The organism is Methanobrevibacter sp., assembly GCF_045646045.1.
GTDB lineage: Archaea > Methanobacteriota > Methanobacteria > Methanobacteriales > Methanobacteriaceae > Methanocatella.
This window is the reverse complement of the sequence record NZ_JAZRJY010000074.1, coordinates 1-26,933: the sequence shown is the minus strand read 5'-3', so window position 1 is coordinate 26,933 and position 26,933 is coordinate 1. Positions and strand designations below refer to the sequence as shown.

Sequence of the window (26,933 nt, the reverse complement as noted above, 5' to 3'; positions counted from 1 at the left end):
GGACGTCACAGCAGAATGAGTGACAGTCAGGCATTGTGAATGCTCTTAATCTTTTAAGTCCAACCACTTCTCCTTTTTTCTCATAACGGAAACTGTATCTGGTTAATTCGAAAATTTTAGCCGGGAAATTTTTCCAGGTCAGATATGAATCGGACATTAATCTGAATGCGCCGAAACATGCTGCAAATCTAAGCATGAGATTCTTTTTGGTGTCGGTTCTGTATTGCCTTTCACCGAATTTGTATGCATGTTCATAAATTGCCTGATTATCCAAATCATAGAAAATTGGAGTTTCAACAGGCATTGCACCACGATCAACAACTAAATTATAAACATAATCGTCCAATAAATCTCTGATTAATTTTCCTTTTGGATACCAGCGGAGATTACCTACATCAGATGCCGGTTCATAGTCACAGATTTCTTTTTCCTTCATTAACTTAACATGAGGAGGTTCACCTTCATCGGATGCGCCCTGACCTAATTCATAATCTACAAGTTGTTTGAAGGCTTTGTTTTCAAAGTTAAAGTCTTCAATTTCAGTAATTTTATTTCCTTCCAGAATTTGCCATTTTGAAGGTTTTCTTTCAATTTTTTCTTCTTCTGTATCTGCAGTGATTGTTCTTGAAAGTTCACTTAATGGATGACCTTTACAGGAAATTTCAAATGCCTTATACCATCCGAATGGTACTCTCACAACATTTAAATCTTCAGCTAAAAGAGCAGCTTCAGCATCTTTTAAAATTTCAACTGCCACTTTTGGTGAACTTAATGAAGAAGATAAATGAGCATATGGATATAAAACAATATTTTCTGCATTAACTTGGTCATTGGTTTTTAAAACTTCTTTAACTAGATTTTGAACAATACCTTGCGGATTGTCTTCGTCTTCTTTTTCAACAGCTGTAAATACTACTAAAGAATCATCAAATGAGCCGTCATGTTTAGCTTCTTCGATTTCTTCAGCTACAGGTGTTTTCTTTTTTACATTATAATTTAAATAATCAGAATGAATTAACAATATTCTCATTTGACCACCATATATTATGAGTTAATTTTTATTTTTAATATTATATAAAATTGATTTAAAAATGATTGAAAAATTTAGAATCTGAAAAAAAATTATTTTTTAATTAATAATAAAAAGAAAAAAAAGAAAAGAAATAATGGTATTTAAAATATAATACCAAATGCTTCAAGCATAGACTGAATACCTAAAATAATAATAGCTACACCACCGATTATCTCAATATAATCAGCATATTTTATAGCCAATTTTGTTCCATAAACTCCCATTAAATACCAGATGATTACAGCAATTAAACTTAAACCGCCTAAAATAAAAGGATCAACTTGAGCTACAGCCCCTTGTGAAGCCAAGATAAGGTTTTCAATGTTTCCAAAAATAAGCAAACCAGTAAAAGGAGCATAATCTTTCCAATTAACCATTTAGTTACCTCCTTTACCTGCCCTGATGTTTTTAACAGCTTCAACAACAGCCTGAATACCTAATATAAATATAGCAAGCCCACCTATGAATGTTATGACATTAGCATATTGCATGGCCACGTCTGTAGCTACAGTTCCTAAAATCAACCACAAAATTACAATAATAATACTTAAACCAGCTAAAATCTTAGAATTAACCCCAGCAACAACCCCCTGTGAAGCTAAGATAAGATTTTCAATGTTTCCAAAAATAATTAACCAAATAAATGGTACATATTGTTCTAACAAAATATCACCTTATTATAAAGTATATTGTACACACTATAAATAATTTTATTTATGAATTAATTGCATATTAAAAAAAAAAGAAAAATAGAAAAATAAGTTATTATCTCATTTTTCTAATTAAGAATACACCCAAAACAACCAACAATATCAGCAACAATATCCAATATAAATTATTATTATTTAAAAATGTTTTTGCCTGATTAATGGATTTTACTGGATTATTATTTGATTGATTATCATCAGCAGAACCGTTAGCCGTATTCAATTGGTCGACAACATTTGCCGGTAAAAATTCAACAACATTCCCATAATATGATAGATCATTATTTGAAGATGCAAAATTACTCTGTTGATTTTCTCGAGACACAACATCTGCCGGTTCATAAGATGCATGATTCGGTTGATTATTTTTATCATTATTTAAAATACCACCCACTAATTGCATAATTTCAACAGTATAAGTCATATTTTCTTTAGTTAACATATTAATTACAGTGAGGTTGTGTTCTCCAGGAGTTAATGAAGAAATATCGAATGATACGAGACCATCATCTTGAGTAAATGCATTTTTGAATCCGGAATCATCAAATTGATATCTGATTAAAAAGCCACTTTTTAAATTTTCACCGTTTTTATCTTTAAATGTGATACTATACTGGGAATTATTTCCATAACCCGCAGTAAAGTCGTCCCCATCAATTGTTGATAAAATAGTAATTGTTGAGGTTGTATTTATGCCGAAAACATTGATTTCTATATCATGATTTCCAAGAGCATCAGGCAAACTGTCAATCAATACACTAGCATCCCCATTTTCATCGGTATATTCCACATAATGTTTAGAATTAAATGAAACATCAACTCTTTTTTTTGAAATGATATCTCCTTCCAAATGTATTTTTAAAGTCTGATAACCACCATAATAAGCTATTATATCATCAGCAATGATTTTAATACCGGTTACGGATAATTTTTTTGAAATGGATTGACCATACAAATCAGCAGATATTACATATGACCCTTCTTCTGGCGGAACAAAATCAGCAGAAACGGAATACTCATTAATCCTAATATCTTTTAAGTCAGCCCTACCTACATCAAAAACAACCCCATCATTTAAAATCGGAGCAGTGGATTGTTTTCCATCAGATTTATAGAATACATGGGTTGCAGTAACAGTTTCACCAACAATGGCAGTACTGTCCATTCTTAAACTCATTGTTAAAGGATCCTCATCAGTATGATGTTCATTTGGTACAAATAAAGGCATCCATTCAATCAACTGACCATTATTCTTACTAGGGTTTTTTCCGCCCCAATAATTATTAATTATATCCTTATAGTTACCGCAGACATATGCTGAGTCTCCAGTATCTCCAGCATCATTACCTATGAAAATATTATATTTTAAACTTATCTTAGAGTCCATGTCATCTGCATAAATTGCACCACCTTCATCTCCACAGGTATTATTTACAAAGACATTACTTGAAAATATAACCTCATCCTCATTATCAATATAAAAAGCACCGCCATCTCCGGTTTTAGCTTTATTACCAATGAAAATAGTGCGTGAAACATCACCATTCATGATATCAGTCCAAATTGCACCACCATCATCACGAGCAGTGTTACCCTCAAAAATACAAGTGTTAATTAATTGTAAATAATTTACATGAATAGCTCCACCTTCATTTTCAGCATAATTATTTCTAAATGTACAGTTGTCAACATATGCATTATCATGTGCACAAAATGCTCCACCATAACAGGACATTACACTAGCCCCTTCTGCTCTATTATTTTCAAATAGACAGTGGGTGACAGCTACATTGTCATCTCCGTTGATAGCACCACCATCAACTTTAGCTTTATTACCTGAAAATACCGTATTTTTTGCTATAATATCACCATCATCAACATAAATCGCACCACCTTTATTATCCCCTGCTTTATTGTTGATAAAGAATGAATTAAAAGGTTGACTGGACTGGAAAACATTAATAGATACGCTATCTGCATAGATTGCTCCACCATAATCTTCAGCATAGTTATCCTTGAATGTGGAATTTTCTACATCCACAATATCGGCACGAATTGCACCACCATAACATTGGGATGTAGCACCATCCGCCTTATTGGACTCAAATAAACAGTTATTTACAGCTACATCATCCTCCGAATAAATTGCACCCCCGTCAACTTCAGCATAATTGCCAGAAAATACAGCATTTACTGCTTTAACATCATCTTCCGCATAGATTGCTCCACCTTTATTATCCCCTGCTTTATTATTGATAAAGAAAGAACTGAAAGCCTGAGGATAAGCCTGATTAACATTAATATTTACTGCATCAGCATAAATAGCTCCACCATAATCTTCAGCATAATTATCTTTGAATGTAGAGTTTTCTATATACACATCATTATCTTTTGAACATATTGCACCACCATAACACTGAGATACAGCACCATCAGCCTTATTGGACTCAAATAAACAGTGAACTGCAGTTACATCATCCTTTGCATAAATTGCACCACCATCAACATATGCATTATTGCCTGAAAATACTGTATTTTTCACATACAGTTTTTCCCTAGCATGTATTGCACCAGCCGTATCATCATCAGCTTCATTATTAATAAAGAAAGTGTTAAAAGTCTGATTTGCATTCTGATTATAATTAATATATATTTCATTACCAGCTATTGCACCACCATAATCATCAGCAAAATTATCTTTAAATGTTGAATTATCAATATATAATGTTCCACCACAATTTACAGCTCCACCATAAACATCATTAACAATCACCCCATCAGCCTTATTGGACTCAAATAAACAGCCATAAATATGTGCATCTTTAAAAGATGAAATTGCTCCACCAATCCACTCTACAGAATTCTTCCTAAATGTTGAATTTACAACTTTAAGATTTTCATGATTATATATCGCTCCACCAGTATGCTCATCAGCTCTGTTGGATTCAAATACAGAATTATAAACCTCAAATGATGAAAGGGCATATACTGCTCCACCATATATTTGAGCTGAATTAGAAATAAATTTTGAATTTTCAATATACAAATTACTCTTGGAAGATATTGCTCCACCACTTTGATCATCTGCTTCATTAGAGTTAAATGTACAGTTTTTGATTCTGAGTGTGTATCCCTCATTGTATATAGCTCCACCATAGTCATCAGCCCAATTATTTTCAAATGTACAATTTATAATGGTATATTGCGCAGAACCGGTAATGTAAATAGCACCACCCTTATCAGTGTTACCATTGTGACCATTGATAATTTTAAGGTTTTTTAAGGTGATAGTTCCACTATTTGAATAAAATGCACTGCACCCGCTTTTCTCTAAACAGTCGATTGTGTGACCTTTACCATCAATTGTTAAAGCTTTATTTAATTGGATTCTAGCATTTTTATCCCCCTTATAATCCATATTTAACTCCAAAACAGAGCCTGCAGATGCATTATTTACCAATGCTTGTAAATCTGTGAAAGTACCTGCTGAATTACTTGAAACTAATGAATCCGGAATTTCGGAAGATTCTGAAAATGAATCTTCAACAATTATAGAATCATCCGCATCAGCAGATAATTCTGTGACATTATTGAAATCAGCAGCTGAAACAGCCGTTAATGATAAAATCAATAATAATAAAATAATTACAATCTTTTTACAATTCATAATATCGCCTTTTTTTACGGTTTTAATCCATAATGTTATTATGTTTATAATTTATTTATATATGTTTTTTTCCGCATGTAAGTACTTACTTTCAATTATTTTTTAAAAAATACAAATTTTATCGCATTAATAATAATTTATAATACAATATATAAGTTAAATCATGATTAGATAAAAAATTATTGTTAAAAAAAAGAAATAGGAAGAAATGTTTTTTTCTAGCTACTCTGTTTAAAACAATGATATACCCATCCACAAATAACATATATATAAGATAATGGAAACTATATTATTCATCATATATTAATGTAAGTACTTGCATGGATATTTTGTACCGAACAGATGAGATTTCAAAAAAAATGTAGAAATATTCATTTTATGTGATTATTAAAAAATTCTAGCTCGGTTGAATTTTTACATTTAAAAAATCGATTAGTCCCGTGAAACAACTAACTCTTTTGATACAGTATAACCATACAAATTGGCAGATATAATATATATTCCTTCATTTTGGGGAGTTATCCATGTCATTACATCACTTGAAATAATCTGCCTATATTTAAATACAAGTTCAGGATTAGAATTGAATAACACTGACTCCAAATCGAAAAGTCTGCCAATAAAAGAATTTCCATTACCTTGACAGAAGCGTAAAGTTACGGTGATTGTTTGGTTCACATTGCAATCTGAAGTAAAATCCAATGCCATTTTTAAAGGATCACTGTCGCTGTGATGTGCATTTGATACCAAAAATTTCCATTCAATTAATTGATCATTACTGGATGAAGGATTATTATCGCACCAGAAATTATTTATTATCTGATCATAATTTCCACAATTATATACAGTTTGTCCCTCATCATCTGCACTATTGCCTCTGAAAATATTATATCTTAAAGTCAAATGGGAACTGCTTGAATCCAGATAAATGGCACCGCCTTCATCACCACAATGATTATTTACAAAAACACATTGTGAAAAAGTAATCCAATTTTATGAATTAATGTATATTGCCCCACCGTCTTCAGTTTCAGCTTTATTATTGATGAATATTGCATATTTAACATCCTTATCAAATTTGTTAGTGTATATCGCTCCGCCATAATCCCTAGCAGTGTTATATTCAAAGTAAGATGGAGTATTTTCTAATATTACTTTAGAGGCATAAACTGCCCCACCCTTATTTTCGGCATAATTCTTTATAAATGTACAGTTATTAATTGTTGCATCATCTTCCGCACGAATTGCACTACCGTAACAAGTTGTAGATTTAGCGCCATTAGCCTGATTTGATTCAAACCAACAGTGTTTTACATTTACATTGTCTTCAGCATAAACAGCACCACCATCAACTTTAGCAGAATTTCCATTGAACATTGTATTTACTGCATTTACATTATCTTCAGCAAAAACAGCTCCACCCTTATCATCTCCCGCATTATTTTTAATAAAAAAAGAATTAAAATCATCAGAATCCTGATTTTTATTTATATATACATTTTTAGCATAAACAGCACCACCATAATCCTCAGCATAATTATCCTTAAAAGTACAATTATTTATTATTGCATCATCTTCCGCACGAATTGCACCACCATAACACTGAAAAATAGAACCTTTTGCCTCATTAGATTCGAAAAAACAATTATCAGCATTTAAAGTTCCTTCACAGAAAACGGCACCACCATCAACTTTAGCAGAATTTCCATTAAAATAAGTATTGACCATTTTTACATCTTCCTCTGCAAATACTGCTCCACCATCATTTGAATCCATTGTATAACCATATACAGAATTTTTTATAAAAGTACTGAAACAAGAAACATTACCCGGATTAGTGTTAATATAAACATTTTTAGCACGAACAGCACCACCCTCCATAGAAGCAAAATTGTTATAAAAAGTACAATTATCTATAAATAAATCTCCAGTACTGTAAACAGCCCCACCATATTGGTCAGCAACATTAGAATTAAATATGGAATTTTGAAAATAACTTACACTATTATGAACATATATTGCTCCCCCGTGTAAAGATTTTATATCATTGGATTCAAATAAACAATTCGTACAGTTAATAAATTCCGTACTGATTGCTCCAGCAGTACAATATGCATGATTTCCAGTGAACACGGCATTTTTTAAATACAACATAATTCCGTATATTGCTCCAGCGTCTAGAGCTGAAAGTAAACTATCGACACTATTATCAATAAAAAAAGAATTATATGATTGGACTGTTTGATTAAAATTAATATATATCTTATTAGCACGAATCGCACCAGCAGAATCTCCGGCATGATTATCTTTAAAAGTACAGTTATCAATAATTAAATTTTTATTCTCACAAAAAATTGCTCCACCCACATCACATGCTCTATTAGATATGAATGAGGAATTCATAACAATTACATCCCCTCGAGAGTATATTGCACCGCCGTCGTTATCATCTGCTTCATTATTATTGAATTGGCAGTTTATAATTGTAAGTGATTTATTAACTCCATTATATATTGCTCCACCATAATTATCAGCCCAGTTATTATTGAAAATACAATTTTCTAGCGTATATTGTGCAGAACCCTTAATGAAAATAGCACCGCCCATATAAGAATAATCATTATACCCATTAATTATTTTAAGATTTTTCAATGTTATAGTGCCCCTTTCTGAATTAAATGCACTACAGTCATTCCCGCCTAAACAATCAAGAGTGTGGCCATGACCATCAATGGTTAAATTTATATCCAAATGAATTCTATAGCCTCCAGTCCCCACATAATCCCTATTTAAATTTAAAACAGAACCTACAGGAGCATTATTTATCTCTTCTTGAAGATCATGAAAACTACCTTTAGGAAGGCTTATTTCCGGATATTGAATATCAGCATTTCCCAAAATTGAATCATCAGTAGTTAATGATGAATTATCTACATCATACGAATCAGCCGCTGAAACAGCAGATAGTGATAAAACAAACAACAATAACGAAATAAGAATAATTTTTTTAAACATCCTTTTTACCTTCATTCTTTAATAAATATCAGACAGGGCGTAAAAAATACCCACCACAAAGATTATGTAAAATATATATTTCATAATATATAAAGTAATAGTAAAAAAAACTTTAAAAAAAATATAAGATAAAGCTATTAATCCTCATTTAAAAGAAATTAAACGATTAATCTATGAAACAACCCGATACTATTATAAAAAATAGGAAAAAAAGAAATAATTATAATTATTTTTTCATTTTTCTAATTGAAAATGCACCTAAAGCAACAATCAATACCAATAACAATACTAAATACAGATTATTATTATTTAAAATTGTTTTGGATTGAGTAATTGATTTACTAATTTGATTATCTTTTGATTTGTTGTCCAAATCATCATATGATTCAACATTATCTAATTCAACATTATTAAAGATGCCAACATCATTAACTAAATAATTTGTCAGTGCATCTACAGGATTAACAACCAATATATTATTGTTTAATCGATTTTCATTAGATAAAGCAACGCTATGGGAATCTTCGCTTTGATTAGTTGTATAATCATTTTCACTGCCAAATCCTGCAAGAATTACAATTCTATGAGTTTTGTATTCACCATTTTCAGGATTTGTGACTAAAACCTTATGTTCACCACGAGTTAATGAAAAAAAATCAACCAATGCATTACCGTTTTCATCTTTAATAAGTGAATAATATGGATTACCATCAAGTGCAAATTGAACCTGCGTTGTTTTTTTCAGAAATTCACCTTTAACATTTGTGAATTGGGCCTTGAAAGTAACATGATCACCGCGAACTTGAACAACATCTTCAGCAAAAATTGTAGTTATGATATTAACACTGGAATTAACTGTAAAACCGCAGGAAGACACTTTAACCAAATAACTTCCGCTATCAAGATTCAATTCATTGAAAGTTATGTTTGTATCACCATTTTCATCAGTGATTAAATCATAAGCCTTAAAGAAACTAACTCTAACCTTTTGATTAGCTGTGTGTGATTTATCCCCTTCAAGATGTACTTTAAATGTCTGAGGTACATTAGTAAATGTAGTAATCTCCGATGCAATAATTTTAAAATCGAATACATTAATTTTTCTTGAAATGGAATTGCCAAATAAAGAAGCAGTGACTGTATAGTTACCACTCTTATCAGGAGCAAATGTAGCATCAGCCCGAGTTTTACCATAAAATTTGTCAATAATTTCAATATTTGGACTTGCAGTAAAATTAATAAAGTTAGTGCCGGTAAGTTCTCCAGAAGGTAATTGTCCATTGGATTTATAGAAATGTACAACACCATTAAATATGTCATTTATTGGACAATCAACCACATTCAATGTGAAATCCATTTTTAAAGGATCACTATCACTGTGATGAACATTCTTTTGGAAAAATGTAGCTTTCCATTCAATCAGTTGATCATTGTTTGAACTAGGATTTTTACCTCCCCAGAAATTATTGTATATTGAATCATAGTAACCGCAGTTAAATATGCTTTGTCCTTCATCATCTGCACCATTGCCCATGAAAATATTATATTTTAAAGTTAAATGAGAATTGTTTGAATTCAAATAAATCGCTCCACCTTCATCAGTACAATGATTATTTACAAACAAACAGCTTTCAAAAGTAATCCAATTTTCATTTTTGATGAACATGATGGCCGTTGATTATTATAAGATTTTTTAAAGTTATAGACCCTCCCTTTGAATAAAATGCAAAACAATTATTTTCACCCAAACAATCAATAGTGTGACCTTGACCGTCAATAGTTAAATCCTTATCCAAATGGATAAAACCATTGGCATGCCCATTATAATCCCTAGTTAAAGTTAAAACAGACCCTGCAGGAGCATCATTAATCTCATTTTGAAGAGATGAAAATGGATGCGGTGTTAAAACACTTTCTAAAGAATCTGATTAACCAATGACAAATCAGTTTCTTGAGTATTATTTAAATCCGTCGCTGAAACTGCAGTTAAGGACAAAATAAATAATAATGAAATAACAATAATCATTTTAAAATTCATTTTTTCAATCCCCAAATATTAATAAATATATATAGGTTAATGTAATATAAATTTTTCATTATATTTTAACTGTAAGTACTTGCATGGATATTTTGTCCTAAATAATAGTATTTCAAAAAAATAATATATAATCAAAATAAATTATTATTCATGAGAATAATTTTAGCAGGAACCGGCAGTGCAGTTGGAAAAACTACAATTGCAACTGGAATTATGAAAGCTTTATCAGAAAAATATAATGTTCAACCATTTAAAGTAGGGCCTGATTATATTGACCCTTCCTATCATACATTAGCTACTGGAAATACATCCAGAAACCTGGATTCTTTTTTTATGCATGATGGACAGGTTAGGGATTCCTACAATAAAGCTATGGTTGATAAAGATATTGCAGTTATTGAAGGTGTCAGAGGACTTTATGAAGGAATTGATTCAATCAATGATATTGGAAGTACTGCATCAATTGCAAAATCCCTTAAAGCTCCCGTTATTTTAATCATAAATTCCAGAAGTTTGGTAAAAAGTGCTGCTGCATTGGTTTTGGGCTTTAAGGCACTTGACCCTAAAATAAATATTGCAGGAGTTATATTGAACAAAGTTAAAAACAAAGCCCACTATGAAAAGACCAAGCGATCAATTGAAGAAATAACAGATACTGAAGTTATTGGAGGGATTATCCGGGACGATAACATTTCAATTGAACAAAGGCATTTGGGACTTGTTCCTGCCCGTGAGAGAGAAAATTCACTGAAATTTATTGACATATGGTGTGAAACCATTAAAAATTCCATTGATCTGGACAGATTGGTTGAAATTGCAAAAACAGCTCCTAAAATTAACTCTGATTTGGAACCTATATGGAATAAACTAAATTCCAAAAAAGTTAAGATTGGTGTTGCATACGATGAAGTTTTTAACTTTTATTATAAGGAAAATATAGAATCCTTGGAAGCGAATGGGGCAAAAGTTGAATATTTCTCACCACTGAATGACGAGCAATTGCCGGACATCGACGGATTATACATTGGCGGAGGATATCCTGAACTGTTTTCAAAAGAACTATCAGATAATAAAAATATGCTTAAAGACATCAGGAACTTCCACTTGGATGAACGTCCTATATTTGCTGAATGTGGTGGTTTAATGTATCTTATGAAGTCAATCCATGATGATGCACAGGTAAATGTATATCCCTACAAGGCAGTTTTAACAGACCGTGTACAGGCACTGAAGTATACAATTGCCGAAGTCCAGCAGGACAATATTATCTCCAAAAAAGGAGAAGTATTCCACGGACATGAATTCCACTATTCAAAAGTAATAGTAGATAAGCCAAAACATGATTTTGCATTTAAAATAACTCGTGGAAAAGGATCTTATAATTTTCAGGACGGATTTATGGAAAAAAATACTCTGGCTAGCTATGTTCACACACATGTAGCTGCAATGCCTAACTTTGGAGGAAACTTATGTCTTTCAGCGCTAGAAAAATAGATTTTTTTCATCCATATATCATCCCGATAGCTATTCTGGTTTTTTTAGTTATGGGTTATATTGGATCATTCAACTATAGATTTGAAGACCCGCTTAATACACAAACAATACTGACAATAATTTTTGCAGCAATGCTTTTTGCAATAGCTGCTTTTATCACGTCGAAAAAGTTTACAATAGAAAAAACTAAAGAAATTTCTTTTCTATCCGAGAAAATTTTAGTGATATTTATCATAGTTGCTCTAATCTTACAAAGCCTTAATATGATTTTACTGGGGGGTATACCGCTATTTAATAGTGTTTTAAAATCAAACGCAACTACTAATCTTTGGAGAATTGCATATCCATTATTTTTAATTTTAATAAATATATTACTTGCCAAATATTATAATCGGAAATATTTATTACTGGTTTTACTTGGAGCATTGATTTTTGGGCTTAACGGATATAGAACATCTGTCATTGGAATACTGGTTAGCGTATTCATTACAATGTATTATATTGGAAAGATTTCTCATAAAATAGGCATTCTATTCGTTGCAATAATTGCACTTGGAGGGATTGCAGTAGGATATATTGCATCCCAATCAATTGCTACACAACACTGGACACTGAATCCTATCGAGCTAATATTTTACAGGGCAGCATTTACACAGGAGGTATTTGAAAAAATCATTCCACTGGCTGGAACTACGCACGGCCACATATTATCCATGATATTTTCTTCAGGAAGTCCAAGATCTTTTATAGGAAATTACGTCCTCCACTATGATGTCTGCCTGACTTCAACAATGTTTGGACCAGTAATGCTTGATTTTGGCTATATCGGCCTTACAATTCAAATGCTGTTTATGGGAACATTTATAAAAATAATCCACACATTTGCTAAAAAAGGTGTTGGAATTGGAATATATTCAATAATATTAACCCATACATTAATCTGGATTGAAACAGGCCCGACTGACATAATGATATGGTTTTTATATTTGCTCGGATTAATTTTAATAGTATTAGAATTGAAAAAAGAGTGATATATGTAAACTTTTCAATTTTTCAAGTTTTATGAATCTTTAACTAATATTAAAGAAACATTTAATTATTTTGATAGTGATTTATAATATTTTAATTTAATGAAGTGTTTTTTCTAGAAAAAAAGGAATGTCATTAGATTAAAAAAACAACAGATATCGTTCATACACCAATTTTAAAAAAATAGTGAAAAAAAAGAAAAAAGAAAAAATTAAAATATTAATTTTTCATTTTTCTCCAAACTATAATGGCACATAATGCAATTATCACTAATGCCAATGCCCAATAAATCAAATTATTTGAATTTCCTGATTGACTGACAGATTTAACCGGTGCATTACTATTGGATTGATTATTTTCAACAGATGCATTATTTCTAGTTTGGTTATTATCCAATACATTGCCAATAAATGCACTACCAGCAAGTGCATTACCATCATATACATTCCTAACAAATGCACTGTTAGCAATAGCACTACCAGAATTATCAGATATGTCTGGATAATTGGCATCATTATTAAAACCAAATGGAGAACTACCATCGGCAGATAATATCCTTGCTATTGATTCGCCAAATAAATTTCCATGAATAAGGTAGTTTCCTGCCTTTTGAGGAGATACCGTTATATTTACATAGTTTGTATAGTTTTCCCTATCAGAAAATACGATATTTTCATGTGGGGATGATAATGAAAAGTACTCAGTTCTCATTTCCCCAGAAGGATTTCCGTTAGGGCGAACAAATGAAAGAGTTGCTATTACTGAGTCATTTACCTGACAAGAATCGGCCGATAATTTAAAAGTAAATTTCAAAGGATTACTATCAGTATGGTGAACATTTGATCGTGGCCAAGGTTTCCATTCAATTAATTGGTCATTATTTTCTGAAGGATTCTTACTCCACCAATTTTCATTAATTGAAGCGAATTCACCGCAATTATATACAGTCTGTCCTTCATTTGCAGAATTAGAGACAAAAATATTATTTTTTAAAGACAATGTAGAACCGCTTGAATCTAAATAAATTGCGCCTCCTTCATCTTTACAATGATTGTTAATAAAGACACATTGTGAAAATGTAAGTGAGTTTTTATCATCAATGTATATAGCACCTCCATCATCATTATCACCTTCACCAGCCTTATTGTTAGTGAATGTGGCATATTTTACATCTTCTCTAAATATGTTAACCCATATTGCTCCACCCTGATTATCATATGCGGTGTTTGAGTCAAAATAGGAATGTCCTCTTAATGCTAAAGTATCTGCATAGATTGCTCCACCATAATCTCCAGCATAATTCTTATTGAATGTAGAGTTATCTACAGTTAAATCATCTTTACAGTGAATAGCTCCACCTTCACACTGAGCAGATTTAGCACCATCTGCAATATTTGATTCAAATAAACAGTGAGTTATGTATGCATTATCACAGCAAAAAATAGCTCCACCGTCTTCATAAGCCTTGTTTCCAGTAAATACAGCATTTTTTACACGGGTATCACAGTATGAATATAACGCTCCACCATCATTATCTCCTGCCTTATTACCAATAAAGAATGAATTAAAAGCTTCGTTGGAACCTTGATTATTATTAACATATATATTATTTGCATAAACCGCTCCAGCATAATCATCGGCATGGTTATCTTTAAAAGTACTATTATTAATTACCGCATCATTTTTTGCAAAAATAGCACCACCATAACACTGAGATAATGCTCCTTCAGCCTTATTAGAATCAAACAGACAATGATTTACATTAATATTATAACCACAATAAATAGCACCACCATCAACTTCAGCTGTATTTCCAGAAAGTACTGTATTTACCATAGTAACACTACCATCATCAGCATAAACAGCACCACCTTTATTATCATCAGCTTTATTATTAATAAAGAAAGAAGAAAACTCATCAATATCATCATGACGATTTACAAAAACATTTTTAGCATAGATAGCACCACCATAATCATCAGCATAATTATCCTTAAAGGTACTATTATCAACAGTTACATCATTTTTTGCACGAATAGCACCACCATAACACTGAGATGTAATTCCCAGAGCCGTATTAGAATCAAACAAACAATGTTTTAGATTTGCATCATGATTACTATAAATAGCACCACCATCAACATTAGCATAATTTCCGGAAAGTATTGTATTTACCATAGTAACACTACCATCCTCAGTATAAATAGCACCACCATCATTAGTATTAGCCCTATTATTAATAAAGAAAGAAGAAAACTCACCAATATCATCATTACAATTTACAAAAACATTTTTAGCACAAATAGCACCACCATAATCCTCAGCAATATTATCCTTAAAGGTAGAATTATCAACTGTTACAATGTTATTAGAAAAAATTGCACCACCATAACACTCAGAACCAGCATCAGAAGCCTTATTAGATTCAAAAGAACAATTTTTTAGATGAACATCGACTTTTTCTTTATCAAGAGTAGAATAACTTGGATCAAAACTTGCATAAATAGCACCACCACCAGCATATGCATAATTATGAGAAAATTTAGTATTTTCTGCAAATACATTGGACTCTGAGAAAATAGCTCCCCCTTGATTATCATCAGCAGAATTATAGAAAAAAGAAGAGCTTGTAGAACAATTAACATCTATATATAAACTACCATTATCCTCATAATAATGACTGAAATATACTGCTCCACCATAATCTTCAGCATAATTATCATTGAATGAGGAATTAGTTATATAGAAATCTTTACATTTTGCATAAATTGCTCCACCAAAAGAATAACTATGAGGCACATTATTTTCTACCCTATTAGATTTAAACGAACATCCCTCGACATATAATGACATAGATTGACCATAATAGTATACAGCCCCACCATAGGTAGAGGCATGATTATTCTCAAATACAGAATTATAAATTTTTAAATTTCCATCAGAAGAGAATACAGCTCCACAGGTAGAATCATCAGCTTGATTATTTAGGAATATACAATTTTTGATAATTAAATCTCCATCCGCAATTTCATATATTGCTCCAGCGGTATCATCAGCATAATTATCCTTAAATGTACAATTATCTATGGTGAATTGTGCAGTACCCTGAATAAATAGAGCACCACCATTTGCATTTCCAAGCCAATTATCTACAAATCCGTTAATAATATTAAGATTTTTTAATGTTATTGTTCCATTATTGGAATCAAATGCCTGACATTTTTTTAAACAGTCAATAGTGTGTCCTTGTCCATCAATAGTTAAATCTTTATTTATTTGGATTACAGCACCTTCCTGACCATTATAATTTCTAGTTAAATTTAAAACAGATCCTGCAGGCGCATTATCAATCTCCTTTTGAAGATCGGCAAAAGAACCTACAGATGCAGTCAAAATTTCAGAATTTTGAATTTCTGAAGATCCTACAACAGAATCTCCAATTACTAAAGAATCACCAACATCAGATGATTCTATTACATCATTATTGTTTAAATCACTAGCTGAAACTGCAGCAACTGATAAAAGCAATAAAAATATTGAAATAAATATTATTTTTTTGTAATTCATTTTTATATCTCCTCATTTATGGAATTTGTCCATAGTGTTTTAACGTTTTTCATTGGTTAATATAAATTATTTTCCGACAGTAAGCACTTACTTACACTAGTTTTTTAAAAAAAAACTTTTTATCACCTTAAAATGTAAATGCCCATGAAAACAATTGAATTAATCCATATTACCTAATATATATTATTATATCATTATTTCACTAAAAATACAATAATAAAATTGTAACATGATAGATGATTCCCAAATGATATAATGTAAACTACATCATTCATAGTATATTAATGTAAGCACATGCTTGCATATTTTGTATATAGTATACATTAAATCTGAAAAAAATAGAAAAAATTAGATAAATATTAAAATAATCAATATTATAAGTGAAATAAAGAATATTACAGTTCCACGAGTAATAAAGAATTTTGATCTATCCACAAATATAAACGTTAAACCGTATGATAAAGCTAAAGCAACTATCATTTCAATTAATCCGCTTATACCATAATTCATTTTTAAAACATTACCAAATAAATAGGATAATAAATATGAAATAATTACAACTAAAGCAATTACAGCAAAAGGATTGCTTAAAATTGGCTGCAGGCGATCAAACCATGATGGACCTCTATTATAATTACGATTGTATAAATCTGCAGGATATAATCCACTATTATTATTTTTACGCCTATTTAAAAATGAGGAAACTGGATTAGATGAATTTCGTTCTTGATCAGTTAGAGGATATAATGTATTTTTATAAACAATAGGATTTTCATCCCTTCTACGCATTATATACTCCATATCAGAGGCATCGTAAGTATATTCAGGATATTCGTCTTCAATATATGAAACATCACGGGTTGAATAATCATTACTGTCCAAAGTAGTTTGTTGAGAGTTATCTTGATATCTTTTAGCCAATTCGGTTAAATTATCCCTATCAACCAATTTAATATTTTTTCTCAAAGCATAATTAGTAGCTTGATTGTCAAAGTATGCAGAAGTTACAACAGCTACTTTTGAAGCTTTTAAGCTTTCAGCAGCATCTTCCATTTCTTTTAATAAATCAATTCCTACCTGAAACTCTTTATCATAATTGTTACATGCCATAACAACACCAAAATCACCAATTGTTGTTGGAAGTACAGCATATATATCAATAACCCTTTGTGATGTCTTAAAGTTCTTATAAACCTTAAAACCTGAATCCTCCAATACTTTAGCTATAAAATTAATCAGTTGTGCTTTTTCCAAAATTCCACCTGCACATGTTTCATCCTATATTAATTTATAAATTAAATTATTATTAAAGTTTATTATTAGTAAAAATTTTAATATTTTGAAAAACAATAAGTAATACTATGAAAGCTTTAATATCTAATGATGACGGAGTAACCGCAACAGGAATATTTTCTGCTAAAAAAGCTGTTGAAGATTTATGTGAAACAGTTATTGTAGCTCCTGAGACACAACAAAGCGGAATTGGTCATGCATTAACCTTATATGAGCCATTAAGAGTAAATGAAAAATGTTTGAAAGATGGAAGTATTGCCTATGGAGTTAGCGGAACACCAACCGATGCAGTAACAATAGGACTATTTCAAATACTTAATGAAAAACCTGATTTAATGATATCCGGAATAAATACGGGTTTTAATTTAGGTCAAGCAGAATTAACAACATCCGGAACTATTGGAGCCGCTATTGAAGCAGCCAGTTTTGGAATACCGACAATAGCCATTTCTCAAGAAGTAACAAAAGATCATATAAAATTTGAAAACGGAGCTGTAGACGTTGATTTTAGCTTTGCGGAAAAAATGCTTAATAAATTAGCAAAAATCGTGCTGAAAAAAGGATTGCCTGAAGGGATTGATTTATTAAATGTTAATATTCCTGAAAATCCTGTAGACGATGAATTTGAAGTTGTAAAATTAGGAAAAAGAATGTATACTCCAGTAATGGAAAAAAGACTGGATCCCAGAAGACAACCATATTACTGGATAGGCGGAGAGCCTTACACATCTGATGAAAAAGGAAGTGACGGTTACGAACTAAAAGTTTCACAAAAATCTACTATAACTCCATTAAAAATAGATTTAACGGGAGATTTAAAAGTATTAAAAGATTTTTTAGAGATTTAAATCCTTAAGAATTTTATCACGTTCCTCATAAAGTTCATTTAAGATTTTCTCATCAGTACATCCGTCTTTTTTAAGTTGCGCAATTGTTCGGGTAATTGCTTCTAAATTGCTTTCTAATTGATTAATTGACATAATATTATATTAAACATTAAAGTATATAAATTTAAAAAATATAATTAATATATACATTAAAAGGGATTGAAAAATATGACAGATAAAGACCAAGTAAACAGATTATTTAACCAATTTAAAAACAAAAATGTGACAGTTGAATTAAGAGATAATAATCAGGCTGAAGGAAAAATTATTGCTATTGATAATTATTTGAACATAGTTATAGAAAACGAAAATGGTATTGAAACTTTAAAAGGTGGAAATATAGTTTTTGTAAGTTTAAAAGAATAACCTCACCAATTTAACCTTTTAAAAATATTAAAAAAAGATAATTTAAGATAAATCAACTTCAATACCTAAAATATCCTTTTTACCCTTGTAAACATCACGGGCAATTTGAGCTGCACCAATAGCTCCTGATTCTTTTGAAATTATTTTTAATTCATATTTATTCTTAAAGTATTTGTTGATTTCATCCTGGAAGTTAAATGGTTCTGTTGCACTGCCCACGGAACCTGTAAGAATTATTCCGTCTATTTCATTTTCACAAACCACATCCAATCCTGCAATTTCCATCGCAACAGTCATTATTAATGTATCGATAGCCAGTTTAGCTTTTTCGTCTCCATTTTCATAATTTTCAAGAAGCTGATTTTTCATGTTAGCTACTTTTCCGTCAATACCGGCAATTTTTATTGCACCCGCATGTGAAAAGCATTCATTGGCAGTACGTTTTCCTTCATCAATATCACGTATCATTTCTAAATCAAGTGGCCCATGTACAATTCCCATTGCCCCAAGGCAGGCATCAATTGCCCCTTTAATTTTAGAATCTTCAATTAATATGTTAACACTGTTTGATGATATATCTGCAACGATGAAATTTTTCCAATTTGTTTCCTTGATTGCATTATATGAAATACTCACCTTCTCAGGACTTGCTTGATGAGAATAAGCTGCATTAAATAAATCGTTTAATGAAGTAGAATGCCTGTGAAGACCAGGTATCATAATGCTTGGAATGTTTGAATTTTCAAGCTCGGAAAATACTGAAGTTCCGCCGCCGGTAACTTTACCCGCACCGTTAATGGATAATATACCTCTGTCTTTGACCTTATCAGCAGGCAAAATCTTGTTAATACCATCACCCATTGAATAAGTAATTGCCATCAACTTAACAGAATCCAAATCACATCTTTTTGACAATTCTTCAACAGCAGATACCTTACCGCTTTTAGAATCTTCCCTACCAATTTTAAAAATATCTAAAATATTTTCATCATCATCCATTAAACAAAAAGAGATTCCGGTGGTACCGTGATCCATTCCAATGAAAACCATACAAAACCCCCGATAGATATAATTAATAAAAAAAAGTAAAAAAAAGTTAAAAGATGAATTTAATCATCTTTTTGTAATCCACAAGCTTTTCTTAATCTTTCACCAACAATTTCAATGTCTTTTTGACTTTCAGCAGCTCTCATTTCTTTTAAGTTAGCGCCGTTAGTTGCATTTTCATCAGCCCATTGTTTTTTGAAGGTTCCATCCTGAATTTCAGTTAAAACTTGTTTCATACCATCTTTTGCTTCTTGAGTAATGATTCTTTTTCCTCTGGTTAAACCACCATATTCAGCAGTGTTACTTACATCATGCCACATTCCAGCAAAACCTTTTTCATAAATTAAATCAACGATGAGTTTTACTTCGTGACAGGTTTCGAAGTAAGCGATTTCAGGTTGGTATCCAGCTTCAACCAAAGTGGTAAATCCTGCATTAATTAATTCAGTAATACCACCACATAAAACAGTTTGTTCACCGAATAAGTCAGTTTCAGTTTCTTCTTTGAAAGTAGTTTCTAAAACACCAGCTTTAGTTAAACCACAAGCTTTTGCCATACCTAATGCTAATTGCAATGCATCACCGGTAGAATCTCTTTCAACTGCAACTAAACCAGGAATTCCGAATCCTTCTTCGTAAGTTCTTCTTACCATTGATCCAGGTCCTTTTGGTGCAAACATAACAATATTAACATCTTCAGCCGGGTCAATTAAGCCGAAATGAATATTATATCCGTGGGAAAATGAAATAGTATTTCCACTTTCGACATATGGTGCAATTTGTTCATTGTATACTTTCTGTTGGATTTCATCCGGAAGCAAGATGTGGATAATATCCGCTTCTTTAGCTGCATCTTCAATAGTTTTAACAGTCATGCCGTCTTCTTGTACTAAATCCCAAGAACTACCGTTTTCACGAACACCAACAATTACGTTAGCACCACTATCAGCCATGTTTCTGGATTGTGCTCTACCTTGAGAACCATAACCGATTACAGCAATGGTTTTTCCTTCAAGTGCATCTGTATTTACATCTGCATCATAATACATTTTCATTTTATAACGTCTCCTATTATATATAATTAGATAAAATTTATCATTATATAATATAGTTTTTAATATTTAAATAACTAACTAGTTTCAGTAAAAAAAATTAGATTTTTTGTGATGAAATATTTAATTTAAAAAAAATAGAAAAGGGAAATAATTATCCCTTAATTGTAACTTTATTTGCGTGTATCTCTTCCATATAAACGGAAGTCATTAAATACTCTCCCGGAGGAAGAGGTATTTTTAATCTAGTCTCACCATTACCGTCTGTAATGCGATCATATAATACTCCGAAAACGTTAAATGAAACTTTTTGATATGGAGCAATATTACCTTGTCCATCCAGAGTTTTCGCAACAAATTCGGATCCGTCTCCATAAGTCATTACGAAATCAGATACAATTAATCTTGGAAGAACTTTAATATGGTTTGCTTCAACAGCATCCTTATAATAAGTTGTAACTATATAATCACCATATTCAAGACCAATATTCAATTTAATATGACCTGTTTCATTAGTATATCGAGTATAGAATACACCATGTATGTTGAATGTTACTTTTTCACCAGCTTTAGCCCAATTACCATCAGGACCACGTACACGAACAATGAATTGTGACTCGTTTCTGAAATATTTAGTTAAATCACTAGCAACAATTAAGGTAAATACAGTAACGTTGTTAGAACGGTATTCACCTGTAACCGGGTTAAAGGCCGTTATAATATATTTACCCTGAAGAAGGTTAATATTTAATTTAGCCCAACCTGTAGAATTGGTAGTTCTTGTGTAGAATACTCCGTGGATATTGAATGTAACATTAATGTTAGGTAATGGGTTACCTTCACCATCAGTGAATAATGCATAGTATTGAGTTCCATTTCTAAATACTTTAAATACATCTTTTGCATAAATTGTTGGTAAAATTTCAACAGTAGCATTTAAAGTTTGAGGTTTGAACTTATCTTTACCACCAAATTCAACTAATGCTATGTAATTACCTGAATTTAAAGTCAATGCAATTGAAGCTTTTCCGTCGGAAGTTGTTCTGGTGTAGGTTACACCATGTATTGTAATATTAATAGTTAATCCGTCAACATTATTTCCTTTATCATCAGTACAATAAACGATAAATCTTTCAGGTCCACTATAATATTTTACAACATCCGGTGCAGTTATGATAAGAGAAACTGTCGTATTAATAACGCCTTTGATTGTTTTTGGAGCATATTTATCATTACCTGGATATGTAACGATTACATCATGTTCTCCTGACGGTAAATCAGAAATATCTAAAACAGCTTTGCCGTCTTTGATTGGAACAGTATAATCTTTACCATCAATATTGACTTTTACATTACCTGTTGCATCTTCAGGAACACTAACAACCAATTCATCATCAGTATTTGTCATGTTCATTGGATAATTATCTATCTTAGGAACTGTAAACTTAGTAGAATTGGAATTAGGACCATACTTATCATCACCAGGATAAGTAACATCAGCAACATAATCACCAGGATCCAAACCAGAAATATCTAAAACAGCTTTGCCGTCTTTGATTGGAACAGTATAATCTTTATCACCAATATTGACTTTTACATTACCGGTTGCATCTTCAGGAACACTAACAATCAACTCATCATCAACAACAGTCGCATTAATAGGATAATCATCAACCTTAGGAATAGTAAACTCAGTAGAATTGGAATTAGGACCATACTTATCATCACCAGGATAAGTAACATCAGCAACATAATCACCAGGATCCAAACCAGAAATATCTAAAACAGCCTTACCATCCTCAATAGGAACAACATAATCATCCTCACCAATAGTAATAGTAACATTACCAGTAGCATCCTCAGGAACACTAACAATCAACTCATCATCAACAACAGTCGCATTAATAGGATAATCATCAACCTTAGGAATAGTAATTTCGCCTAAATCCTTGGATTTTGGTTCATATTTATCATCACCATTATAGGTAACGTTAACCGTGTGATTACCCGGATCTAAATCCAAGCTGATAGTATCATTAACAGGAACGGTAATGTTTTCACCATCCACATTAACAGTAATATTTCCTGTAGCATCATCAGGTAAATCAATGTCAATGATAAGAGTCTGATTTTCAACAGTAGGAGTAGCATCGAAATTATAAGTGCTGTTTTTATCTACAGTAAATGAACTACTAGTGGAATTAGGTTTGTAATTTTCATCACCATAATAATCAACAATAACCTCATAATCTCCTTTAGTCAAATCAGAAACAGGAATAACAATGCTTCCGTCGTTAACAGGACCTACATAAACAATAGTATCATTAACTTTAACGCTGACAATACCTGGAGCATCAAGTCCAACAGTAATATTTGTTAACTCTCCAACAAGACCTTCTTCAACTTCTAATGAAATAGGAGTATCGGCTTTATTTACTGTGAATTTAGCATTAGTATTTGCATTGTCATTATAATCATCACCTGATATGAACTCTACTTCAGCAACTTTAGCACCTGCAGTTAAATCAGTTAATTCAACAGTGCCTTCACCGTTTTTGATTTCTCCTTTGTATTTTTTACCATCAACAGTTATTTCTACTGTTCCATTAGCGTTATTGGAAACAGCAATAGTTGCAGTTGTATTGTTTGGATAATCTACATTATCTATTTCTACAAGTATTTCAGGAGTGACTCTTGAGACAGTGAATTCAACATTATCTATTGTTAATTCATCATAATTACTGTCACCATAGAAGACAACATCAGCAGTTTTATCACCTGCAGATAATTTAATGCCTTCAACAATGGTATTTGCAGGACCGTTGTATAATTCTTCACCATCTACAGTAATTGAAACATTTCCATTAAAGTCTTTGATAATATCAATGACAAATGAAGTATTTTGTTCAACAGTGACATCTAAACCAGTTACATCAGCTGTTAAATCAGCCTTTTCAATAGTGAATGTTGTACTGTTATTACTTTCAATGTATTTAGCATCACCAGCATAGGTCACATTAACTTCATGAGGACCAGCATTTAATCCGGAAACATTGTAAGATCCTTTACCGTTAATTAAACCAACATTGTAATCTGTTCCGTCAACAGTCAATTTAACAGTAGTATTAATAGGAGCATCCAACTCAATAGAGATGGCTGCATCTTCACCATAAGTTACAGGTTGTTTAACAGTGACTTCAATTTCAGTATCAACCTTGTCAACATCAAAGCTTCCGGTAGTTGAAATACTGTTATACTTATCATCACCCATGAATGTAGCAACAACATTAACAGTATCATTATTAACTGGAGTGTACTCAATAACAGCAATCCAGTCATCTACAATTTTTACAGTGTAGTTTGTACCATTAATTGTAAATACAACATCACCGGTAACACTATGACCCAATACAGCACCTATATCAAAAGGACTGCCTACTTCACGTGGAGTAGTAGCATATATGAAAATCGTAGTATTAAGTTTAATTACTTCAAATGACTTATTAGCACTGGAAGTAGTGTAGTTTTCATTACCTGCTAAAACAGCATTAATAATGTATTTACCGGCATCAAGACCACCGGTAATAATTACTTCATTATCCACAACTTTATATGATTCACCATTGATTGTAACACTGATTGCATCAGAATCAGTAATATTCTCAGTAGTTAAACGAATAACAATATCGTCACCAACTTTATAAATAGACTCAACTTCAATTGTAATATTGGATTCGGCCTGTTTAACTTTAAATGTAGTTGAATTAGTAGCACCAGTGTAATTTTGGCTTTCTGCTAAATTAGCAATAATAGTGTAATCACCAGCAGCAATTCTATCAATAACAACCTGATTATTATTAACAGGATAAATCACACCATTAACAGTCACATTAACAACACCATCAAAGCTAGGATCTAAATCAATAGTGATAGTATCATTGTAGACATATTCAGGTTCAACAGTAATAGTAATAGTTGAATTTGCTTTGTTTATATTGAATTTAGCAGTAGAAGTTGCATTATCATTATAATCATCACTTGTGAAGAATTTAACATCAGCAACTTTAGCACCAGCACTTAAACCTGTTAAATCAACACTACCTTCACCGTTTTTAATCTCACCTTTAAAGACTTTACCGTCAACAGTAATGTTAACAGTACCGTTTGCTTTATTTGCAACATTAATTACAGCAACAGCCTTATCAGGATAAGTCACAGCATCAATATCAACAGCAATCTCAGGAACAACTCTTGAGACAGTAAATTCAATATCATCCAATGTTAATTCACCATAATTATCATCACCATAGAAGACAACATCAGCAGTTTTATCACCGGCAGTCAACTTATCTGCATCAATAATAATTTTAGCAGTGTCGTTGTACAATACTTTGCCGTCAACAGTGATTGAGACATTTCCATTATAGTCATCAGGAACATCAATTACAAACATGGTATTTTCTTCAACAGTTACATTTAAAGCAATTACATCAGCAGTTAAATCAGCCTTATCAATAGTGAATGTTGCAGTATCATTGCTTTCTACATATTTATTATCACCAGCAAAGGTTACGTTAACTTCATGAGGACCGGCAGTTAAGCCAGAAGCATTAAATCCGCCTTTACCATCAGTTAAAGGAACATTATACTCTTTACCATCTACAGTCAATTTAACAGTATTATTAACAGGAGCATCCAATTCAATAGAGATAACTGCATCTTCACCATAAGTAACAGGTTCTTTAACAGTAACATCAATATTTGTAGAAACTCTCTCAACATCAAAGCTTCGAGTAGTTGAATTAGAATTATACTCATCATTACCAGCAAATGTAGCAACAACAGTTAAAGTCTCATTATTAACAGGAGTGTACTCATAAATCGCTTTGTTATCATCTGAAACATGTACAGTGTAAGAAGCACCATTAATAGTAAATATCACATCACCAGTAACCTTTTCACCTAAAGTAGCAGTGAAATTAACAGGATTAACAGCATAAATCGGACTAGTAGCAGTCAAATCAATAGTAATATTATTTTTAATTACTTCAAATGACCTATTAGCACTGGAAGTAGTGTAGTTTTCATTACCAGCTAAAACAGCATTAATAATGTATTTTCCAGCAGCAAGACCACCAGTAATAGTCACTTCATTATTTACAACTTTGAATGCTTCGCCATTAATTGTAACACTGATTGCATCAGAATCCGTAATATTCTCAGTAGTTAAACGAATAACAATATCGTCACCAACTTTATAAATTGACTCAACATCAATAGTAATATTGGATCCTGCCTTATTAACATTCACAGTGCGGACAGCAACATCATCAGTGTAATTAGCATTTCTAAATGAAGCAATAACAGTATAAGTACCCGCAGGCAATTTAGCAGTAAAGTTATCAGCAATATCTTCAGGACCACTTGCAACAACAACGCCATCCTTATCAAGAATAGCATAACCCACAACACCAGCATTAGCAACAGTACTTGGAACAACAGTCACATTAGTACCATAAACAACATCATCCGCAGCAATATCAAATACCGGATCAGCCTTCGCAACAGTAAATGAAGTCTCATTATATTTAACATCATATACATCATCACCAAACATAACACTTACAGGATATTCACCAGCAGCAAGATTAGTAAGAGTCAAGGTTACATCATTACCAGTCTGCACATAGCGATCAGAA

19 protein-coding genes are annotated in these 26,933 nt (G+C 31.7%); 4 read left to right on the top strand and 15 right to left on the bottom strand.

What is annotated here, in order from left to right:
* The 9 genes from ACKI5C_RS04845 to ACKI5C_RS04805 all read right to left on the bottom strand — a co-directional run.
* Positions 1 to 1,030, bottom strand: a 1,030-nt coding sequence (locus ACKI5C_RS04845) for a threonine--tRNA ligase (protein ID WP_407432074.1), incomplete at its 3' end; no start/stop codon positions are given.
* Positions 1,031 to 1,173: 143 nt separating this feature from the next.
* The gene (locus ACKI5C_RS04840; protein WP_407432073.1) at positions 1,174 to 1,449 is read right to left on the bottom strand and encodes a hypothetical protein; all 276 of its coding nucleotides are present in this window, start codon (positions 1,447 to 1,449) and stop codon (positions 1,174 to 1,176) included.
* Positions 1,450 to 1,737, bottom strand: a complete 288-nt coding sequence (locus ACKI5C_RS04835) for a hypothetical protein (RefSeq protein ID WP_407432072.1) — start codon at positions 1,735 to 1,737, stop codon at positions 1,450 to 1,452.
* A 100-nt stretch (positions 1,738 to 1,837) separates the two neighbouring features.
* Positions 1,838 to 5,446, bottom strand: a complete 3,609-nt coding sequence (locus tag ACKI5C_RS04830) for a right-handed parallel beta-helix repeat-containing protein (protein ID WP_407432071.1) — start codon at positions 5,444 to 5,446, stop codon at positions 1,838 to 1,840.
* Between the two features lie 432 nt (positions 5,447 to 5,878).
* Positions 5,879 to 6,349: a hypothetical protein gene (locus ACKI5C_RS04825; RefSeq protein ID WP_407432070.1), complete on the bottom strand. Its 471-nt coding sequence runs from the start codon at positions 6,347 to 6,349 to the stop codon at positions 5,879 to 5,881.
* Positions 6,350 to 6,439: 90 nt separating this feature from the next.
* On the bottom strand, positions 6,440 to 8,461 hold the full coding sequence (locus ACKI5C_RS04820) for a right-handed parallel beta-helix repeat-containing protein (RefSeq protein WP_407432069.1): 2,022 nt from the start codon (positions 8,459 to 8,461) through the stop codon (positions 6,440 to 6,442).
* A 226-nt stretch (positions 8,462 to 8,687) separates the two neighbouring features.
* Positions 8,688 to 10,127 (bottom strand): hypothetical protein, encoded by a 1,440-nt coding sequence (locus ACKI5C_RS04815; RefSeq protein ID WP_407432068.1) that lies wholly within the window; start codon positions 10,125 to 10,127, stop codon positions 8,688 to 8,690.
* Complete coding sequence (locus ACKI5C_RS04810; RefSeq protein ID WP_407432067.1) at positions 10,111 to 10,257, bottom strand: hypothetical protein; 147 nt, start codon at positions 10,255 to 10,257, stop codon at positions 10,111 to 10,113. Before ACKI5C_RS04810 ends, ACKI5C_RS04815 begins: the two co-directional genes overlap by 17 nt.
* Before the next feature lie 119 nt (positions 10,258 to 10,376).
* Positions 10,377 to 10,499 (bottom strand): hypothetical protein, encoded by a 123-nt coding sequence (locus ACKI5C_RS04805; protein WP_407432066.1) that lies wholly within the window; start codon positions 10,497 to 10,499, stop codon positions 10,377 to 10,379.
* Positions 10,500 to 10,649: 150 nt separating this feature from the next.
* On the opposite strand from ACKI5C_RS04805, the gene cfbB reads away from it, so the two are divergent.
* Together cfbB and ACKI5C_RS04795 are read left to right on the top strand one after the other, a co-directional pair.
* Entirely contained in the window at positions 10,650 to 11,993 is a 1,344-nt protein-coding gene (gene cfbB / locus ACKI5C_RS04800; protein WP_407432065.1) for a Ni-sirohydrochlorin a,c-diamide synthase, read from the top strand.
* On the top strand, positions 11,969 to 13,024 hold the full coding sequence (locus ACKI5C_RS04795) for an oligosaccharide repeat unit polymerase family protein (protein WP_407432064.1): 1,056 nt from the start codon (positions 11,969 to 11,971) through the stop codon (positions 13,022 to 13,024). Before cfbB ends, ACKI5C_RS04795 begins: the two co-directional genes overlap by 25 nt.
* Positions 13,025 to 13,241: 217 nt before the next feature.
* Here the strand turns inward: ACKI5C_RS04795 and ACKI5C_RS04790 are convergent, their stop codons facing one another.
* Positions 13,242 to 16,589 carry a right-handed parallel beta-helix repeat-containing protein gene (locus tag ACKI5C_RS04790; protein WP_407432063.1) on the bottom strand — a complete coding sequence of 1,116 codons (3,348 nt, stop codon included), beginning with the start codon at positions 16,587 to 16,589 and terminating at the stop codon, positions 13,242 to 13,244.
* Positions 16,590 to 16,937: 348 nt separating this feature from the next.
* A complete protein-coding gene (locus ACKI5C_RS04785; protein ID WP_407432062.1) occupies positions 16,938 to 17,843 on the bottom strand; it encodes a restriction endonuclease in 906 nt (301 codons plus the stop codon).
* A gap of 107 nt (positions 17,844 to 17,950) precedes the next feature.
* Between ACKI5C_RS04785 and surE the strand changes: the two genes are divergently transcribed.
* Positions 17,951 to 18,730 carry a 5'/3'-nucleotidase SurE gene (gene surE, locus ACKI5C_RS04780; protein WP_407432061.1) on the top strand — a complete coding sequence of 260 codons (780 nt, stop codon included), beginning with the start codon at positions 17,951 to 17,953 and terminating at the stop codon, positions 18,728 to 18,730.
* Here surE and ACKI5C_RS04775 read toward each other — a convergent pair.
* Complete coding sequence (locus ACKI5C_RS04775; RefSeq protein WP_296798551.1) at positions 18,719 to 18,862, bottom strand: hypothetical protein; 144 nt, start codon at positions 18,860 to 18,862, stop codon at positions 18,719 to 18,721. The two genes, surE and ACKI5C_RS04775, sit on opposite strands and share 12 nt — an antisense overlap.
* Before the next feature lie 75 nt (positions 18,863 to 18,937).
* On the opposite strand from ACKI5C_RS04775, the gene ACKI5C_RS04770 reads away from it, so the two are divergent.
* Complete coding sequence (locus ACKI5C_RS04770) at positions 18,938 to 19,135, top strand: LSM domain-containing protein (protein WP_296861835.1); 198 nt, start codon at positions 18,938 to 18,940, stop codon at positions 19,133 to 19,135.
* Positions 19,136 to 19,177: 42 nt separating this feature from the next.
* Here the strand turns inward: ACKI5C_RS04770 and ACKI5C_RS04765 are convergent, their stop codons facing one another.
* From ACKI5C_RS04765 to ACKI5C_RS04755, 3 genes are all read right to left on the bottom strand, one after another.
* On the bottom strand, positions 19,178 to 20,185 hold the full coding sequence (locus ACKI5C_RS04765) for a methanogenesis marker 12 protein (RefSeq protein ID WP_407432060.1): 1,008 nt from the start codon (positions 20,183 to 20,185) through the stop codon (positions 19,178 to 19,180).
* A gap of 59 nt (positions 20,186 to 20,244) precedes the next feature.
* Positions 20,245 to 21,237: a ketol-acid reductoisomerase gene (gene ilvC / locus ACKI5C_RS04760; protein WP_407432059.1), complete on the bottom strand. Its 993-nt coding sequence runs from the start codon at positions 21,235 to 21,237 to the stop codon at positions 20,245 to 20,247.
* 151 nt (positions 21,238 to 21,388) lie between these two features.
* Complete coding sequence (locus tag ACKI5C_RS04755; protein WP_407432058.1) at positions 21,389 to 26,920, bottom strand: Ig-like domain repeat protein; 5,532 nt, start codon at positions 26,918 to 26,920, stop codon at positions 21,389 to 21,391.
* Positions 26,921 to 26,933: the final 13 nt, after the last annotated feature.

Bases quoted from the DNA above. Each gene is read 5' to 3' on its own strand.
- ACKI5C_RS04840 (WP_407432073.1), bottom strand. From the start codon at position 1,449: ATGGTTAATTGGAAAGATTATGCTCCTTTTACTGGTTTGCTTATTTTT.
- ACKI5C_RS04830 (WP_407432071.1), bottom strand. From the start codon at position 5,446: ATGAATTGTAAAAAGATTGTAATTATTTTATTATTATTGATTTTATCA.
- ACKI5C_RS04820 (WP_407432069.1), bottom strand. From the start codon at position 8,461: ATGTTTAAAAAAATTATTCTTATTTCGTTATTGTTGTTTGTTTTATCA.
- ACKI5C_RS04815 (WP_407432068.1), bottom strand. From the start codon at position 10,127: ATGTTCATCAAAAATGAAAATTGGATTACTTTTGAAAGCTGTTTGTTT.
- ACKI5C_RS04805 (WP_407432066.1), bottom strand. From the start codon at position 10,499: ATGAATTTTAAAATGATTATTGTTATTTCATTATTATTTATTTTGTCC.
- cfbB (WP_407432065.1), top strand. From the start codon at position 10,650: ATGAGAATAATTTTAGCAGGAACCGGCAGTGCAGTTGGAAAAACTACA.
- ACKI5C_RS04795 (WP_407432064.1), top strand. From the start codon at position 11,969: ATGTCTTTCAGCGCTAGAAAAATAGATTTTTTTCATCCATATATCATC.
- ACKI5C_RS04790 (WP_407432063.1), bottom strand. From the start codon at position 16,589: ATGAATTACAAAAAAATAATATTTATTTCAATATTTTTATTGCTTTTA.
- surE (WP_407432061.1), top strand. From the start codon at position 17,951: ATGAAAGCTTTAATATCTAATGATGACGGAGTAACCGCAACAGGAATA.
- ACKI5C_RS04775 (WP_296798551.1), bottom strand. From the start codon at position 18,862: ATGTCAATTAATCAATTAGAAAGCAATTTAGAAGCAATTACCCGAACA.
- ACKI5C_RS04770 (WP_296861835.1), top strand. From the start codon at position 18,938: ATGACAGATAAAGACCAAGTAAACAGATTATTTAACCAATTTAAAAAC.
- ACKI5C_RS04765 (WP_407432060.1), bottom strand. From the start codon at position 20,185: ATGGTTTTCATTGGAATGGATCACGGTACCACCGGAATCTCTTTTTGT.
- ilvC (WP_407432059.1), bottom strand. From the start codon at position 21,237: ATGAAAATGTATTATGATGCAGATGTAAATACAGATGCACTTGAAGGA.